The organism is Streptomyces sp. NPDC042201, from assembly GCF_055582185.1.
The window spans coordinates 127,973-142,508 of record NZ_JBVJDS010000002.1 but is presented as its reverse complement, the minus strand read 5'-3'; the positions used below and the strand labels follow the sequence as shown (position 1 = coordinate 142,508).

Sequence of the window (14,536 nt, the reverse complement as noted above, 5' to 3'; positions counted from 1 at the left end):
GGCATGACAGAACCGCAGCTCGGCCAGTTGCTTGTCGAGGAGGCCACCAAGAAGTCCGGCCTCATCTGGGTGCGGGGTCCAGGACCCGCCCGCGCGCTGTGGCACATCTGGCACGACGGCGCCGCGTATCTGGTCGGGGACGGCCCCGGGGAGCAGCCGCTGCCGGAGCTCGCCGACGGCTCCACCGCCGAGGTGACCGTACGGAGCAAGGACAAGGGCGGCCGACTGGTCGGCTGGACGGCGGCCGTCAGCGAGCTCGCGCCGCACTCCGAGGCCTGGGAGGCGGCCGTCGCCGAACTCAAGGGCAAGCGGCTCAACGCGCCGGACGCCGAGGTGATGACGGAGCGTTGGGCGCGTGAGTGCCGGGTGCTGCGGCTGGCGCCCCAGGATGTGATCACCGAGCTGCCACAGGGCTCTCTGGCGGCCGCGCCGCTGGCGACCGGGGCGACGACCCGTCAGCCCGCCCCGGCCTCGCTGGGACGCCTGCTGCTGCGCCGTACGAAGCGTTAGCCGGCGGACCGGGTTCAGTCTCCGGCGCCCGGGAGCCGGCTGCCGTAGTCGACCGTCTGGCCCTTGGCCGGGGCCTCCAGGGGGAAGTCCTGGCCCCAGTCGGCGAGGGTGAGCGTCCCCGCGCCGCCCGCGCGGACCAGTTGCAGCGGGTACGCCGTGCCTTCGAGCGAGACGTCCAGCGTCCCGCCGTCGCCCTCGCCGCCACTGATCTTGATGGTCCGTACGCCGCCGATGGTGTCCCGGCTGCCCTTGCTCAGCTTGCCGTGCAGCGTCAGCAGCCCGTCGAGCAGCACCTTCATGTCCGTGAAGCTGTTCAGTTGCTTGTACGACGGGTCGTCCTCCGGCACCTTCACGTACTTGTCCTGGAGCTTGTCCGCGACCTCGGCGTCCGCCTTGCTCGGCTCGGCGCTCTCCTTGCCGTCCTCGCTCGCGTGGCTCCAGAAGTCGGCGTCGGCCTTCAGGAAGAGCGCGTCCTCGATGCGCAACAGCTGGAAGGTGGTGTTCTTGGAGGTGACGGACCCTATGCCGCCGTTCTCCTTGAGCCGCATATTGAGCTTGTACGTCTGTCCCTTGCTGACCAGTGAGCCGGAGAGGCGTACCGCGTCCGCGCTGCCCGCGGCCGTCTGCGCCTTTCTCTCGATCTCGGTGGCGGAGAGCTTGCCCACCATGTTCGTCCCCTCGTCCGGATCCTCGCCGCACGCCGTGAGTACCGTGGCCAGTCCGGCGCAGATCGCGACAGGAAGAGCGGCCCGGCGGGCACGGTCGGACGACAGGAAAAGGGTCACAGACGCACTGCCTCTCATACGAGGATGGGGGGTGGCAGACCGCAGCGTACCCGGGCCGGAGGCACCGCTCGACAGAGAGCCGGACGGACGGATCCGCCAGGGCGTACCGCAGCGGTACGGGCTAGCCTGAACCCGTTATCCCGCCGGATAAATGGACAATCAAGGGCAAGGAGGCGCTCGGCATGGCAGCAGGCGCCCCACGGGTCTTTGTCTCGCATCTGGCCGGTGCGCCGGTCTTCGATCCCGTCGGCGACCAGGTCGGGCGGGTCCGCGACCTGGTCGCGATGCTGCGTGTCGGCAGCCGCCCGCCGCGGCTGCTCGGCCTGGTCGTCGAAGTGCTCAGCAGGCGCCGGATCTTCCTGCCCATGACGCGGGTCACCGGCATCGAGTCCGGTCAGGTCATCACCACGGGTGTGGTCAACGTACGGCGCTTCGAACAGCGGCCGACCGAACGCCTCGTGCTCGGCGAGCTGCTCGACCGCCGGGTGCGGCTCGTGGAGAGCGACGAGGAGGTGACGGTCCTCGATGTCGCCATCCAGCAGCTGCCCGCCCGCCGCGACTGGGAGATCGCCAAGGTCTTCGTACGGCGCGGCAGGAAGGGCGGCGCGCTGCGCCGGCGGGGCGAGGCGCTGACCGTCGACTGGTCGGCGGTCACCGGCTTCTCCCTGGAGGAGGAGGGACAGGGCGCGGAGAATCTCGTCGCCACGTTCGAGCGGCTGCGCCCGGTCGATCTCGCCAACGCACTGCACCATCTGACGCCGAAACGGCGGGCGGAGGTCGCCGCGGCCCTCGACGACGACCGGCTCGCGGATGTCCTGGAGGAGCTGCCCGAGGACCACCAGGTGGAGATCCTCGGCAAGCTCAAGGAGGAGCGCGCGGCCGACGTGCTGGAGGCGATGGACCCGGACGACGCGGCCGATCTGCTCTCCGAGCTGCCCGAGGCGGACAAGGAGCGGCTGCTGACGCTGATGCGGCCCGACGACGCGGCGGACGTACGGCGGCTGATGTCGTACGAGGAGCGGACCGCCGGCGGTCTGATGACGACCGAGCCGATCGTGCTGCGCCCGGACGCGACGGTGGCGGACGCGCTGGCCCGGGTACGGCAGCAGGACCTCTCCCCCGCGCTCGCGGCGCAGGTCTATGTGTGCCGCCCGCCGGACGAGACGCCGACCGGCAAGTACCTGGGCACGGTCCACTTCCAGCGGCTGCTGCGGGATCCGCCGTTCACCCTGGTCAGCTCGATCGTCGACAGCGATCTGCCGCCGCTCGCCCCGGACACCCCGCTGACGGCGATCACCGGCCATCTCGCGGCGTACAACATGGTCTCGGCGCCGGTCGTGGACGACCGGGGCTCACTGCTCGGCGCGGTGACGGTCGATGACGTGCTCGACCACATGCTGCCCGACGACTGGCGGGAGACCGGGTTCCACGACGTGGAGGAGGCGGCCGGTGGCAGCTGACCGCCCGGACAGGGACGGCGGTCGGGAGCGTCAGCGGACCGGCTTCCCGGCCGGGTCGACCGCGCTGGCCCGCGGCGGCCGCGCCAGGCTGGACCAGCCGCTGGCCCCGCGCCGCAAGCTGCTGCCCGACTACGACCCCGAGGCCTTCGGGGTGCTCTCGGAGCGGATCGCGCGTTTCCTGGGGACGGGCCGCTTCATCGTCTGGATGACCCTGATCATCATCGTCTGGCTCATCTGGAACGTCACCGCCCCCAGCGAGCTGCGCTTCGACCCGTACCCGTTCATCTTCCTGACGCTGGTGCTGTCCCTCCAGGCCTCGTACGCCGCGCCGCTCATCCTGCTGGCGCAGAACCGCCAGGACGACCGTGACCGGGTGACGCAGGAGCAGGAGCGCAAGCAGAACGAGCGCGCGATTGCGGACACCGAGTACCTGACACGGGAGATCGCGGCGCTGCGGATCGGCCTGGGCGAGGTCGCCACGCGCGACTGGCTGCGCTCGGAGCTCCAGGACCTGGTGAGGGACATGGCGGACCACCACCTGGTACTTCCCCTGGAGAGCGGGCACGGACGCGAGGAAGCCGACCACTGACGGGCTTTCCGGAGGCGGCACGGAGCGCCGTACCATCTCGGTATGGCTACCGATACGTACGGAACCGCCGTTCCCGCAGAAGACGCGGTGCGCGATGCGCTGGCGACGGTGAACGACCCTGAGATCCACCGGCCGATCACCGAACTCGGCATGGTCAAATCGGTGGATATCGGGGCGGACGGCGCGGTGGCCGTCACGGTGTATCTCACGGTGTCCGGCTGCCCGATGCGCGACACCATCACGCGGACCGTGACGGAGGCGGTCGCGCGGGTCGCGGGCGTCACCCGGGTGGACGTGACGCTGGATGTGATGAGCGACGAGCAGCGGCGCGAGCTGGCGTCCTCGCTGCGCGGTGGCACCGCCGAGCGTGAGGTGCCGTTCGCCAAGCCCGGCTCGCTGACCCGGGTGTACGCGGTGGCCTCGGGCAAGGGCGGCGTCGGCAAGTCCTCGGTGACGGTCAACCTGGCGGCGGCGATGGCGGCCGACGGGCTGAAGGTCGGTGTCGTCGACGCGGACATCTACGGGCACAGCGTGCCGCGGATGCTCGGCGCGGACGGCCGGCCCACCCAGGTCGAGAACATGATCATGCCGCCGTCGGCGAACGGCGTGAAGGTGATCTCCATCGGCATGTTCACCCCGGGCAACGCGCCGGTGGTGTGGCGCGGGCCGATGCTGCACCGCGCGCTCCAGCAGTTCCTCGCGGACGTCTACTGGGGCGATCTGGACGTCCTGCTGCTGGACCTGCCGCCGGGCACCGGCGACATCGCGATCTCGGTGGCGCAGCTCGTGCCGAACGCCGAGATCCTGGTGGTCACCACCCCGCAGCAGGCAGCGGCCGAGGTCGCGGAGCGGGCCGGCTCGATCGCGGTGCAGACACATCAGAAGATCGTCGGTGTCGTCGAGAACATGTCGGGCCTGCCGTGTCCGCACTGCGACGAGATGATCGACGTCTTCGGCACGGGCGGCGGCAAGCTGGTCGCCGAGGGGCTGACGAAGACGACCGGCGCGACGGTGCCGGTGCTGGGCTCGATCCCGATCGACGTACGGCTGCGGGAGGGCGGCGACGAGGGCAAGCCGATCGTGCTGTCCGACCCGGACTCGCCGGCGGCCATCGCGCTGCGCGAGGTGGCGAGCAAGCTGGGCGGCCGGCAGCGCGGTCTGTCGGGCATGTCGCTGGGGATCACCCCGCGCAACAAGTTCTGAGGTCCGTTCCGAGGTCCATGGATCCGAGGTCCATGAAGGGGCGGCCGCTGCCGCGGTCGCCCCTGACCCGCGCGAGATGCGCCGTGCGCCGGCGTACGCGCTGCTACGAGGCGTACGAGGCGATGTCGTCGATCACCGAGAACCCGAGGCCGTAGGCGCTCATCCCGCGGCCGTACGCCCCGAGGTGCACCCTGCCCTTCGGCGAGCCGGCCAGCACCCAGCCGAACTCGGACTCGCGGTAGTGGAAGGGCGTCGGCACCCCGTCGACCGGGAGCGAGAGCGCCGACCAGGCGGACCCGTGCAGATCGTCGGCCAGCTCGAACGCGGTCTCGATCTGCTGGCCCAGCCATTCGTCGCGCAGGGTGTGGTCCAGCTGCGCGGGCCAGGTGGAGGTCAGCAGCCCCGACCCGGCCAGCCAGGCCGCCGAGGAGGCCGTGGTGGCGTCCAGGTGCCCCGTGCCGTCACCGCTGCGGCGTACGGGGCTGGTGGCCACGGTCACGACCACCGCGAAGCGTTCTCTGTCCGCGCCTGACGCGTCCGGTCTTATCGACGGCTCGTCGCCGTGGCCCGTCGCGCCGTGCTGCACCGCGCCGTCGGCCGTGGCGCCGACCTTCATCAGCCAGCGCGGCCCGGTGAACGCCTCATCCAGTCCGTACCAGGGGAACGGCGCCCGCAGATAGCCTTCGACGCTGCGCCGGGCCACCCGCGCACCCTCGTCGCCGGATGAGCTGTCAGCGCTGCGTGTCCCTACCGGACTCGTTGTCTCCATCTGGCCGGCGCCTCCTCGATCTCGAGCGTCCGGAGCGGCCCGCCCCCGACGGGCGCCTCACTGCCGGACAGATGGAGGATAGCCACCCAGTCCCGACTCGTAGGGATTGATCGTGTTCAGGTGGCGTCTGCGTCGAAGGGCGGGCGGGCACCCTGATCGGGCTTCTCGCCCTTCTTGAGCAGGTCGGGAGTACCGGAGGAGCCCTTCACGGAACTGACGGGAGCCACCGGTGTGTCCGACACGGCGGAGCCACTCTCATGGCCGTTCACCGCGTCCGCGACGTCGGACATCTCCTTGCGGAGATCGAAGCTGCTGCGGATCTCCTTCAGCCCCAGATCGTCGTTGTCCGCCAACTGCTTGCGGATGAACGCCTTGGGGTTGAGGTCCTCGAACTCGAAGTCCTTGAACTCAGGGCCCAGCTCGGAGCGGATGTCTTCCTTGGCGCTCTCGGAGAACTCGCGGATCTTCCGGACGAAGCGGGAGACATCCTGGATGACCTTGGGCAGCTTTTCCGGGCCGAAGACAAGTATGGCGAGGACCACGAGCGTGACCAGCTCGAGTGCGCCAATGTCATTGAACACCTGCTGCTCCTTGTGTTCTCCGGTTGCGTTCTCCGTGCCCGCGGACCGGACGACGTCATCCTGGCCCGAGACGGGCCGAGGCCCGGGCCGCTCCACGGTACCTGGCGTAACTGTCCTGGGGGTACCTTCCGGTGGACGTCAGGTGCCGTCCGCGGAGCCCAGCGTCACCGTCATGGCCCGCTCTTTGCCCGAGCGGACCACGGTCAGCTCCAGCCGGTCGCCCGGCCGGTGGGCACGGATCTTGACGATCAGTTCCTCCCCGCCGTGCACCCGCTGTCCGTTCACCTCGGTGATCACGTCCCCCGGCTTTATACCGGCCGTGGCTCCGGGGCCGCCGGCGGTCACCGCGGGGCCGCCGTCGGCCGCCTTCTCGCCGACCCGGGCGCCGTCGCCCGCGTACTCCATGTCGAGGCTGACCCCGATCACGGGATGGGTGGCCTTGCCGGTGTTGATCAGCTCCTCGGCGACCCGCTTGCCCTGGTTGATGGGGATCGCGAAGCCGAGCCCGATGGACCCCGCCTGTCCGCCGTCGACACCGCCGCCGCTGTCCGCGGCGCGGATCGCGCTGTTGATGCCGATGACCCGGGCCCTGGCGTCCACCAGCGGGCCGCCCGAATTGCCGGGGTTGATGGGGGCGTCGGTCTGCAGCGCGTCCACGTAGCTGACATCGCTGCCGTCGCCCTTCTCGCCGCCGGCGGTGATGGGGCGCTCCTTGGCGCTGATGATCCCGGAGGTCACCGTGTTGGACAGGTCGAAGGGGGCGCCGATGGCCACGACGGGGTCGCCGACCCGGACGTTGTCGGAGTTTCCCAGCGGCAGCGGCTTGAGCCCGGAGACTCCGGTGACCTTGACGACGGCCAGGTCGTAGCCGCTGTCCTTGCCCACGAGCTTCGCCCGGGCGGTCTGGCCGCCGCTGAACGTGACGGATATCTCGCCGGAGGAGCCCGCCGGCTGGACGACATGGTTGTTCGTCAGGATGTGGCCCTGGCGGTCCAGGACGAACCCGGTGCCGGTGCCCTGCTCGCCACCGCCGCTGACATGCAGGGTGACCACGCTGGGCAGGGCGCTGGCGGCGATGCCCGCGACGCTGTCGGGCGCGCGGCCGCCGGCGTCCTGGCCGGCCTGCGGAAGTTCCACGGTGGTGAGGCCGCCGTTGCGTTCCACGTACGCGCCGACCGCGCCACCCAGCACGCCGGTGGCGAGCGCCAGCACCACGGCCGCGGCGAGACCGGCCCGCCGCCGCGTGCGCCGCGGCTCCCCGTACTGGGTCAGGGGCTGCCGGCCCGGGGCGTTCCACGGGTCGTACTGGAGCCACTGCGAGGGCTGCGGAAGGGGCTGGGGCGGCGTCGGCGGCAGCGACTGGTGCGGGGGCTGGGCGAGGGGCTGCGGAAGGGGCTGGGGGTCCGCCTGGGCCTGCGGCGGGGCTGGATAGCCGGGAGGCGGGACATGGCCGCCGCTCGGCCCGTGCGGCCCGGCGTACTGCGGCGGCAGGAGGGTGCCGTGCGCCGGGGTCGGGGTCGGGCGCTGTACGGGAGGCGCGGGCGCCCAGGGGCCAGGACCGCCGTAGGGCGGGGTGCTGTAGGCGTCGGGCTCGTGCAGCGGCCGCGGCCGCCCCTGCGGTACGGAAACCTCGTCGGCGGGCAGCGGCGCCGGATCAGCGGGCAGCGGAGGCGGACCGGGGAAGCCTGACGGGCCGTCAACGACGGGGGAGAGCTCCGCCGTCGCCTCGCCGCTGCGGGACGGCGGTACCTCGGACTCCTGCGGCACCGCGCGTCCCGTCGTGGGACGGCTCCACCACTTCGCCTTGGACCCGCTGGGCTTCCCGTCGTCCATGCTCTCCCCGCAACTGCTGTTCCGCGCCCCGCCGGGGGCACCCCTGCAAGGGATTCAACCAGGTTTACGAATGTCCGCGCAGGGACCTGGTCAGCGACGGTACGAAAGCGGCGCGGCGGGCAGTGTGGGAGCCGCGAGCTGAGTGGGGTCGGGGGTGGCCGTGGGACCGGTCCCGGACACCGCGTCGATCTGGAGCGCCGTGCCCGTGGGCCGGATGAACGGCGCCAGCGACGAGCCGCTGAGCGCGCCGGGCGCGAACGGGCACTCGGTGAGCGTCTGCGCCTGGAGCAGGCCGGGAGGAGCGGCGGCGGCCGGGCGGTCGACGGACTGCGGCAGGATTCCGCTCGCCCCGCCGTGGCGGCGGGTGGATTCCGTACCGGCGGAAGCCTGGGCCGAGGTGCCGGCCGGGGCCCGCATGGGGGTGACATTGCTGCCCGCGCCGCGGGGCAGGGCATCGGCCGCCGTACCGAGCGGCATCGTGCCGCCCAGGGCCATCGCGGCGAACGACACCGCGCTGGCGGCCGCGAAGGCGAACCGCTTGCCGCGCCAGGGCGAGCGCTCGGCCTCCTGGCGGCCGACCTCATGGATCCGGAAGCCGGAACCACCGGGAAGCACCCCGCCATGGGCGATGGCCGGCACGTAGCCGAAGCCGTCCGTGCGCACTCCGAAGACGCCGTCACCGAAGTGTCCCGCGTCGAACAGCCCTCGGCCGTTGTCGTCGTCGCCGGGTGGTCCCCCGGGCAGCCCCTGCAGTCTGGCGAGGAGCCCCGCGGAGGGCGGTGGCGGACAGGATTTCGCGAAAACGCTCTTCAGCCGGCGCTGGGCGTCGGCCTCCGCCTTGCACTTGGCGCAGGTCGCCAGATGGGCCAGCACACGCTCGCGCGCGTCATGGTCCAGCTCCCCGTCGACCAAGGCGGCGAGTCGGTCCCCCAGATGCTGCTCGGCGGGGGTCGGGCTTGAGCCACTCACGCCGGTCCGCCCTCCCCGGCCACGCTCACGAAGGCGCGCTGCTCGGCCCGGGCCTCGGGCGAACGGTGCTGCAGGGCCTTGCGCAGATGAGAGCGGCCGCGGTGGATCCGGCTGCGTACGGTGCCGAGCTTGACACCGAGCGTGGCCGCGATCTCCTCGTAGGAGAGTCCCTCGATGTCGCAGAGCACCACGGCGGCCCGGAACTCGGGGGCAAGGGTGTCCAGCGCCTGCTGGACGTCCGCGTCGAAGTGCGTGTCGTGGAAGACCTGCTGCGGCGACGGCTCACGGCTGGGCAGCCGCTCCGCCGCGTCGTCGCCGAGCGCGTCGAACCGGATCCGCTGCTTGCGCCGGACCATGTCGAGGAAGAGGTTGGTGGTGATGCGGTGCAGCCAGCCCTCGAAGGTGCCGGGGGTGTAGGTCGACAGCGAGCGGAAGACCCGGACGAAGACCTCTTGGGTCAGGTCCTCGGCGTCGTGCTGGTTGCCCGTCAGCCGGTAGGCGAGGCGGTAGACACGTCCGCTGTGCGTGCTGACGATCTCCTCCCAGGTGGGAGGCGTCCACGCCTGCGATTCCGCATCCGATGCGAAGGTCGCCGTAACTGCGGAGTCGATGGAGCGAGAACGGTCAGCAGTGTTGGTCACGGATTTCGGCTCACCAAAGGACCTGAGACAGCGCCTGAGCACTCCTCCCCGGTCCGCAGGCGCAGCCGCACCTCCCCTATCGGCTCTGGTGGTGTCCAGTGGAGCCCTTACCATAGCCACTCCGCCCGTTAGCTCCGGATAAGAATCTTTACGCGAGTTTGGGGCCGGTCCCAGGTCGTGATCCCTGTGTTCCCCGTGCCGGGATAACGCCTGGTCCCATCTGCGGGTTCCCGGGTGCAGCGGATACAGTCACCGTTGCGCCGCCAACGGGGACAAGGAGAGGGTCATTACCGCCAACCGGCAGACGAGCTGGGCGTTCGCCGACGCCTTTGTCGCCGAGGACGAAGCACAGCGCTGGGCCCGTGACCGGGCCCGGGAGACAGGTCTTCGCCCGGTGTCACCAGGCACCGGTGCCGCGCTGCGTCTGCTCGCCGCCACGCTGGGTGCGAAAGCGGTCGCGGAGATCGGAACAGGCACCGGCGTCTCGGGGACGTATCTGCTGCAGGGCATGCGCACGGACGGCGTCCTGACCACGGTCGACACCGAACCGGAGCGCCAGCAGTTCGCCCGGCAGGCCTTCCGGGCCGCCGGCTTCACCGGGAACCGCGCGCGCTTCATCCCCGGCCGCGCCCTGGATGTGCTGCCCCGGCTGGCGGACGGCGGGTACGACCTCGTCTTCTGCGACGGGGATCGGCTGGAGTGCCTCGACTACCTCGCTGAATCGTTGCGTCTGCTCCGGCCCGGCGGTCTCGTCTGCTTCGAAGGCGTGTTCGCGGACGGCAGGACGGTGGATTCCTCGGCCCAGCCCGCGGAGGTCCTCCGGCTGCGGGAGCTGCTGCGGACCGTACGGGAGAGCCAGGAGCTGCTGGCGTCCCTGCTGCCGGTGGGCGACGGACTGCTCTGCGCGGTCCGGCGCGGCTGAGCCGTACCCGGCCCCGGCCCCCCTGAAAACAGAACGCTGCCCCGGTACGGACTGGTCCGTACCGGGGCAGCGTCGGTGTCGATCCGGGGGTGACCCTCGACCCCGAAGACTGTGAGCGTTCCGCTCAGCCGACGACCTTCTTCAGCGCGTCGCCGAGTGCGTCCGCCTCGTCCGGAGTCAACTCGACGACAAGCCGACCGCCGCCTTCGAGCGGAACGCGCATGACGATGCCCCGCCCCTCCTTGGTCACCTCGAGCGGGCCGTCGCCCGTCCGCGGCTTCATGGCCGCCATGCTCGTTCCCCTTCCTGAAACCAGCTCATCGCAGCCGGCGGCCCCATGACAGGCGCTGTGTCACCGGCATCGAACACGTTGCTTCAAGCCCATTATCCCGCATGGCTGGACCCGATGACCAACATCGGCCGGCATCGCTTGCGCAACGCGCTCTCGCAAAACCACTCAATTCGGCGATCCGCCTGCGATACTTCGCCGCCGTACGCTCCGCGAGGGCCCTACTTTCTTAGACGCAGGTCACATGCCCGGCGCCGGGGATCTCCGCCATGCTGGGGCCGGACAGACTGCCCGAGCCGCGAAGGGACCGATCATGGCCGACACCGTGCTGTACGAGGTGAGTGACGGACTCGCAACGATCACGATCAATCGGCCCGAGGCCATGAACGCGATGAATACCGAGGCCAAGGTCGCGCTCCGGGACGCGCTCACGGACGCGGCGGCCGACTCCGCCGTGCGGGCCGTGCTGCTGACCGCGGCGGGCGACCGCGCCTTCTGCGTGGGACAGGACCTCAAGGAGCACACGGCCCTGCTCGAAGCGGACCGGGAGTCGGGCGCCGGCGACACGATGAGCACGGTGCGCGAGCACTACAACCCCATTCTCCGGGCGATCACGCAGATGCCGAAGCCGGTCGTGGCGGGGGTCAACGGGGTCGCGGCGGGCGCGGGATTCGGCTTCGCCCTCGCCGCGGACTACCGCATCGTGGCGGAGACGGCCGCGTTCAACACGTCCTTCGCGGGGGTGGCGCTGACCGCGGACTCCGGGGTCTCGTGGACGCTGCCCCGGCTGGTCGGGCGCGGCCGCGCCACGGATCTGCTGCTGTTCCCGCGCTCGGTGGCCGCGCCGGAGGCGTACGAACTGGGGCTGGCGAACCGCCTCGTCCCCACGGCCGACCTGCCGGCCGAGGCCCTCGCCGTGGCCCGGTCCCTGGCCGAGGGCCCGACGCTGGCGTACGCGGCGCTCAAGGAGTCCCTGGCGTACGGCGCGGAGCACTCGCTCGCGCAGACGCTGGAGAAGGAGGACGAACTCCAGTCCAGGGCCGGCGGGTCGGAGGATCACACGATCGCGGTGCGGGCGTTCCTGGCGAAGGAGAAGCCGAGGTACGTGGGCCGCTGAGGGTTTCACCAGGAGCAGGGGGCCGGGGGTTCGGCCCCCTGCCCCCTGGCGCGGCCTCCGTGGGCCGTCCTCAGACGTCGCGCGAGGCGCAGTCGGCCAGATGGTCGTTGACCAGGCCGCAGGCCTGCATGAGGGCGTAGGCCGTGGTGGGGCCCACGAAGCGGATGCCACGCGCTTTGAGGGCCTTGGACAGCGCCGTGGACTCGTCCGTGACCGCCGGGATGTCCTTGGTGGTCCTGGGCGCCGGGCGCTTCGCCGCGTCGGGGGCGTACGACCAGATCAGGGTGTCCAGGTCGCCGGCGGACCAGTCGGCGAGGACGCGCGCGTTGGCGAGCGTGGCGTCGATCTTGGCGCGGTTGCGGATGATGCCCGGGTCGGCGAGCAGCCGCTCCCGGTCCGTGTCGGTGAACTCCGCCACGGACGCGATCTTGAACGAGGCGAAGGCAGCGCGGAAGCCCTCCCGCCGGCGCAGGATCGTGATCCACGACAGACCGGACTGGAAGGCCTCCAGGCACAGCCGTTCGAAGAGGGCGTCGTCGCCCCGGACCGGGCGGCCCCATTCGGAGTCGTGGTAGGCGAGATAGTCCTCGGTCGACAGGCCCCAGGGGCAGCGCAGCCGCCCGTCAGGACCCGCCACAGCGGTCCCGTCGGTCACCGGCCCGTCTCCTCTCCCGGCTTCTTGAAGAGGTCGCGGGAGGACATCGCCGTCGCCTGGGCGCCGGCCAGCGCCGCCTCCAGCTCCGCGATCCGCGCGTCCCGCTCCGCCAGCTCCACGCCGAGCCGGCCGAGCACATCGTCGACATCCGCCATCCGGTAGCCGCGCGCGCCGACCGGCAGCCGGAGCGCCTCGACATCGGCGCGGCCGACCGGGCGGTTCACGGGCAGGGGGTCCACCAGCTGTTCCGGAGCGGTCTCCGGCAGGACCGCGTTGTCGCCGCCGCCGACGACCGCGAGCGTGACCGCGGCGACGACCACGACCATCGCGATGAGCAAGAACAAGAACACGAGCTTCTCCCCGGGCAGGAAAACGTCCGGTGCCGATCGTGCCATGAGCTGCCGGCCGTGCGGACGCTCGCCGGCGGTGAAGACGGTTGGGGAAGACGGTTAAGGTCGCAGGCGAGCCATCGCGAGGAGGACACAGGGGATGCGCAGCGGGACGTTGCGGCTGGGCCGTCAGGAATTCGCCGCGCACGAGCCGGTGATCATGGCGATCGTCAACCGCACTCCGGATTCCTTCTACGACCAGGGCGCGACCTTCCACGACGAACCGGCCCTCGACCGCGTCGAGCGCGCGGTGTCCGAGGGGGCCGCCATCATCGACATCGGCGGGGTGAAGGCGGGCCCCGGCGACGAGGTCACGGCCGAGGAGGAGGCCCGCCGTACGGTCGGCTTCGTGGCCGAGGTGCGCCGTCGCCATGCGGACGTGGTGATCAGCGTGGACACCTGGCGGCACGACGTGGGCGAGGCGGTCTGCGCAGCGGGCGCCGATCTGCTCAACGACGCGTGGGGCGGGGTGGATCCCCGGCTCGCCGAGGTCGCCGCGCGGTACGGCGCGGGACTGGTGTGTACGCACGCCGGCGGGGCCGAGCCGAGGACGCGGCCGCACCGGATCGCGTACGACGACGTGATGGAGGACATCCTGCGGGTGACGCTCGGACTGGCCGAGCGCGCGCTTGAGCTGGGCGTCCGCAGGGACGGGATCATGATCGACCCCGGTCATGACTTCGGGAAGAACACCCGGCACTCGCTGGAGGCGACCCGCAGGCTGGGCGAGATGGCGGAGACCGGCTGGCCGGTGCTGGTCTCCCTGTCCAACAAGGACTTCGTCGGCGAGACGCTCGACAAGCCGGTCAAGGAGCGGGTGATCGGCACGCTCGCGACGACCGCGGTGTCGGCGTGGCTCGGGGCCCGGGTCTACCGCGTCCATGAGGTCGCGGAGACGAAGCAGGTGCTGGACATGGTCGCCAGCCTCGCGGGCCACCGCCCCCCGGCGGTGGCCCGCCGGGGCCTGGCCTGACGGCCGCTCCGTCGCCGGAGCGGCCGCCCCGGCCGCTACTTGCCCGTCTCCTTCGTGACCAGCGCGACCGCCTCGTCCACATCGTCCGTGACATGGAAGAGCAGCAGGTCCTTCTCGGACGCCTTGCCCTGCGCCACGACCGTGTCGCGCAGCCAGTCGACGAGGCCGCCCCAGTACGCCGTGCCGAACAGGACGATCGGGAAGCGGGTGACCTTGCGGGTCTGGACCAGCGTGAGCGCCTCGAACAGTTCGTCGAGCGTGCCGAGGCCGCCCGGCAGGACCACGAAGCCCTGCGCGTACTTCACGAACATCGTCTTGCGGACGAAGAAGTAGCGGAAGTTCACGCCGATGTCGACATGCGGGTTGAGCCCCTGTTCGAAGGGCAGCTCGATCCCGAGGCCCACGGAGACGCCCTCCGCCTCCCGCGCCCCCTTGTTCGCGGCCTCCATCGCGCCGGGACCGCCGCCCGTGATCACCGCGAATCCCGCGTCGACGAGCGCCCCGCCGATACGGGTCGCGGCCTCGTACTCCGGGGAACCGACCGGCGTACGGGCGGAACCGAAGACGCTGATGGCGCTGGGAAGTTCGGCGAGGGCGCCGAAGCCCTCCACGAACTCCGACTGGATGCGCATCACCCGCCAGGGGTCGGTGTGCACCCATTCCGAGTCACCCTCGGTGTCCAGCAGCCGCTGATCGGTCGTACCGGGCTGCACCTGCTCCCGGCGGCGGATCACCGGTCCGATCCTCTGTTCCTCCGGCCTCTGCGCCCCGTCAGGCATGCCCATGACCTGCTCCCTCCGCTGCTGTGCCTCATTCTCGGCAAGGGTAGGTCCACGGACGTGACAAAAGGC

16 protein-coding genes and 1 pseudogene are annotated in these 14,536 nt (G+C 71.3%); 7 read left to right on the top strand and 10 right to left on the bottom strand.

From position 1 onward, the window contains the following. Positions 1-3 precede the first annotated feature (3 nt). The gene (locus tag ACZ6MZ_RS04520) at positions 4-510 is read left to right on the top strand and encodes a hypothetical protein (protein WP_469349776.1); all 507 of its coding nucleotides are present in this window, start codon (positions 4-6) and stop codon (positions 508-510) included. A 14-nt stretch (positions 511-524) separates the two neighbouring features. Here the strand turns inward: ACZ6MZ_RS04520 and ACZ6MZ_RS04515 are convergent, their stop codons facing one another. Continuing rightward, positions 525-1,313: a hypothetical protein gene (locus ACZ6MZ_RS04515; protein ID WP_389792327.1), complete on the bottom strand. Its 789-nt coding sequence runs from the start codon at positions 1,311-1,313 to the stop codon at positions 525-527. 164 nt (positions 1,314-1,477) lie between these two features. Here ACZ6MZ_RS04515 and ACZ6MZ_RS04510 point away from each other — a divergent pair, with 164 nt between their 5' ends. From ACZ6MZ_RS04510 to ACZ6MZ_RS04500, 3 genes are read left to right on the top strand one after another with little or no spacing between them, the layout of a single operon-like run. Continuing rightward, positions 1,478-2,755 carry a magnesium transporter MgtE N-terminal domain-containing protein gene (locus ACZ6MZ_RS04510; protein WP_384189877.1) on the top strand — a complete coding sequence of 426 codons (1,278 nt, stop codon included), beginning with the start codon at positions 1,478-1,480 and terminating at the stop codon, positions 2,753-2,755. Beyond that, the gene (locus ACZ6MZ_RS04505; protein WP_384189880.1) at positions 2,745-3,344 is read left to right on the top strand and encodes a DUF1003 domain-containing protein; all 600 of its coding nucleotides are present in this window, start codon (positions 2,745-2,747) and stop codon (positions 3,342-3,344) included. The genes ACZ6MZ_RS04510 and ACZ6MZ_RS04505 overlap by 11 nt, the downstream gene beginning before the upstream one ends. 42 nt (positions 3,345-3,386) lie before the next feature. Continuing rightward, a complete protein-coding gene (locus tag ACZ6MZ_RS04500; protein ID WP_384189882.1) occupies positions 3,387-4,547 on the top strand; it encodes an Mrp/NBP35 family ATP-binding protein in 1,161 nt (386 codons plus the stop codon). A gap of 103 nt (positions 4,548-4,650) precedes the next feature. Here the strand turns inward: ACZ6MZ_RS04500 and ACZ6MZ_RS04495 are convergent, their stop codons facing one another. The 5 genes from ACZ6MZ_RS04495 to sigE all read right to left on the bottom strand — a co-directional run bounded on the left by ACZ6MZ_RS04495 (position 4,651) and on the right by sigE (position 9,454). Then, positions 4,651-5,316, bottom strand: coding sequence for a hypothetical protein (locus ACZ6MZ_RS04495; protein ID WP_389792323.1), 666 nt, complete (start codon positions 5,314-5,316; stop codon positions 4,651-4,653). A 116-nt stretch (positions 5,317-5,432) separates the two neighbouring features. After that, positions 5,433-5,897: a sec-independent translocase gene (locus ACZ6MZ_RS04490; RefSeq protein ID WP_469349773.1), complete on the bottom strand. Its 465-nt coding sequence runs from the start codon at positions 5,895-5,897 to the stop codon at positions 5,433-5,435. Between the two features lie 138 nt (positions 5,898-6,035). After that, positions 6,036-7,730: a S1C family serine protease gene (locus ACZ6MZ_RS04485; protein ID WP_469349771.1), complete on the bottom strand. Its 1,695-nt coding sequence runs from the start codon at positions 7,728-7,730 to the stop codon at positions 6,036-6,038. Positions 7,731-7,820: 90 nt separating this feature from the next. Beyond that, positions 7,821-8,699, bottom strand: coding sequence for a zf-HC2 domain-containing protein (locus ACZ6MZ_RS04480; RefSeq protein ID WP_384189893.1), 879 nt, complete (start codon positions 8,697-8,699; stop codon positions 7,821-7,823). Then, entirely contained in the window at positions 8,696-9,454 is a 759-nt protein-coding gene (gene sigE, locus ACZ6MZ_RS04475; protein WP_384189896.1) for an RNA polymerase sigma factor SigE, read from the bottom strand. The genes ACZ6MZ_RS04480 and sigE overlap by 4 nt, the downstream gene beginning before the upstream one ends. Before the next feature lie 141 nt (positions 9,455-9,595). Between sigE and ACZ6MZ_RS04470 the strand changes: the two are divergent. After that, a pseudogene (locus ACZ6MZ_RS04470) lies at positions 9,596-10,262 on the top strand (O-methyltransferase). 124 nt (positions 10,263-10,386) lie between these two features. On the opposite strand, the gene ACZ6MZ_RS04465 reads toward ACZ6MZ_RS04470, so the two are convergent. Beyond that, positions 10,387-10,554, bottom strand: a complete 168-nt coding sequence (locus ACZ6MZ_RS04465) for a DUF3117 domain-containing protein (protein ID WP_003966491.1) — start codon at positions 10,552-10,554, stop codon at positions 10,387-10,389. A 310-nt stretch (positions 10,555-10,864) separates the two neighbouring features. Between ACZ6MZ_RS04465 and chcB the strand changes: the two genes are divergently transcribed. After that, a complete protein-coding gene (gene chcB, locus ACZ6MZ_RS04460) occupies positions 10,865-11,668 on the top strand; it encodes a 2-cyclohexenylcarbonyl CoA isomerase (protein ID WP_389792315.1) in 804 nt (267 codons plus the stop codon). Positions 11,669-11,738: 70 nt separating this feature from the next. Here chcB and ACZ6MZ_RS04455 read toward each other — a convergent pair whose 3' ends face one another. Both ACZ6MZ_RS04455 and ACZ6MZ_RS04450 read right to left on the bottom strand, forming a co-directional pair. Next, the gene (locus tag ACZ6MZ_RS04455) at positions 11,739-12,323 is read right to left on the bottom strand and encodes a DNA-3-methyladenine glycosylase I (protein ID WP_469349769.1); all 585 of its coding nucleotides are present in this window, start codon (positions 12,321-12,323) and stop codon (positions 11,739-11,741) included. After that, positions 12,320-12,673: a hypothetical protein gene (locus tag ACZ6MZ_RS04450; protein ID WP_384189904.1), complete on the bottom strand. Its 354-nt coding sequence runs from the start codon at positions 12,671-12,673 to the stop codon at positions 12,320-12,322. Before ACZ6MZ_RS04450 ends, ACZ6MZ_RS04455 begins: the two co-directional genes overlap by 4 nt. Before the next feature lie 139 nt (positions 12,674-12,812). On the opposite strand from ACZ6MZ_RS04450, the gene folP reads away from it, so the two are divergent. Continuing rightward, positions 12,813-13,685 (top strand): dihydropteroate synthase, encoded by an 873-nt coding sequence (folP, locus tag ACZ6MZ_RS04445; RefSeq protein WP_469349766.1) that lies wholly within the window; start codon positions 12,813-12,815, stop codon positions 13,683-13,685. Positions 13,686-13,720: 35 nt separating this feature from the next. Here folP and ACZ6MZ_RS04440 read toward each other — a convergent pair whose 3' ends face one another. Further along, the gene (locus ACZ6MZ_RS04440) at positions 13,721-14,470 is read right to left on the bottom strand and encodes an LOG family protein (protein WP_384189910.1); all 750 of its coding nucleotides are present in this window, start codon (positions 14,468-14,470) and stop codon (positions 13,721-13,723) included. Positions 14,471-14,536: the final 66 nt, after the last annotated feature.

What these genes read in the sequence shown, in the direction of transcription:
- ACZ6MZ_RS04520 (WP_469349776.1), top strand. Translation starts at nt 4, where the DNA reads ATGACAGAACCGCAGCTCGGCCAGTTGCTTGTCGAGGAGGCCACCAAG.
- ACZ6MZ_RS04515 (WP_389792327.1), bottom strand. Translation starts at nt 1,313, where the DNA reads ATGAGAGGCAGTGCGTCTGTGACCCTTTTCCTGTCGTCCGACCGTGCC.
- ACZ6MZ_RS04510 (WP_384189877.1), top strand. Translation starts at nt 1,478, where the DNA reads ATGGCAGCAGGCGCCCCACGGGTCTTTGTCTCGCATCTGGCCGGTGCG.
- ACZ6MZ_RS04500 (WP_384189882.1), top strand. Translation starts at nt 3,387, where the DNA reads ATGGCTACCGATACGTACGGAACCGCCGTTCCCGCAGAAGACGCGGTG.
- ACZ6MZ_RS04495 (WP_389792323.1), bottom strand. Translation starts at nt 5,316, where the DNA reads ATGGAGACAACGAGTCCGGTAGGGACACGCAGCGCTGACAGCTCATCC.
- ACZ6MZ_RS04485 (WP_469349771.1), bottom strand. Translation starts at nt 7,730, where the DNA reads ATGGACGACGGGAAGCCCAGCGGGTCCAAGGCGAAGTGGTGGAGCCGT.
- sigE (WP_384189896.1), bottom strand. Translation starts at nt 9,454, where the DNA reads ATGGTAAGGGCTCCACTGGACACCACCAGAGCCGATAGGGGAGGTGCG.
- ACZ6MZ_RS04465 (WP_003966491.1), bottom strand. Translation starts at nt 10,554, where the DNA reads ATGGCGGCCATGAAGCCGCGGACGGGCGACGGCCCGCTCGAGGTGACC.
- chcB (WP_389792315.1), top strand. Translation starts at nt 10,865, where the DNA reads ATGGCCGACACCGTGCTGTACGAGGTGAGTGACGGACTCGCAACGATC.
- folP (WP_469349766.1), top strand. Translation starts at nt 12,813, where the DNA reads ATGCGCAGCGGGACGTTGCGGCTGGGCCGTCAGGAATTCGCCGCGCAC.
- ACZ6MZ_RS04440 (WP_384189910.1), bottom strand. Translation starts at nt 14,470, where the DNA reads ATGGGCATGCCTGACGGGGCGCAGAGGCCGGAGGAACAGAGGATCGGA.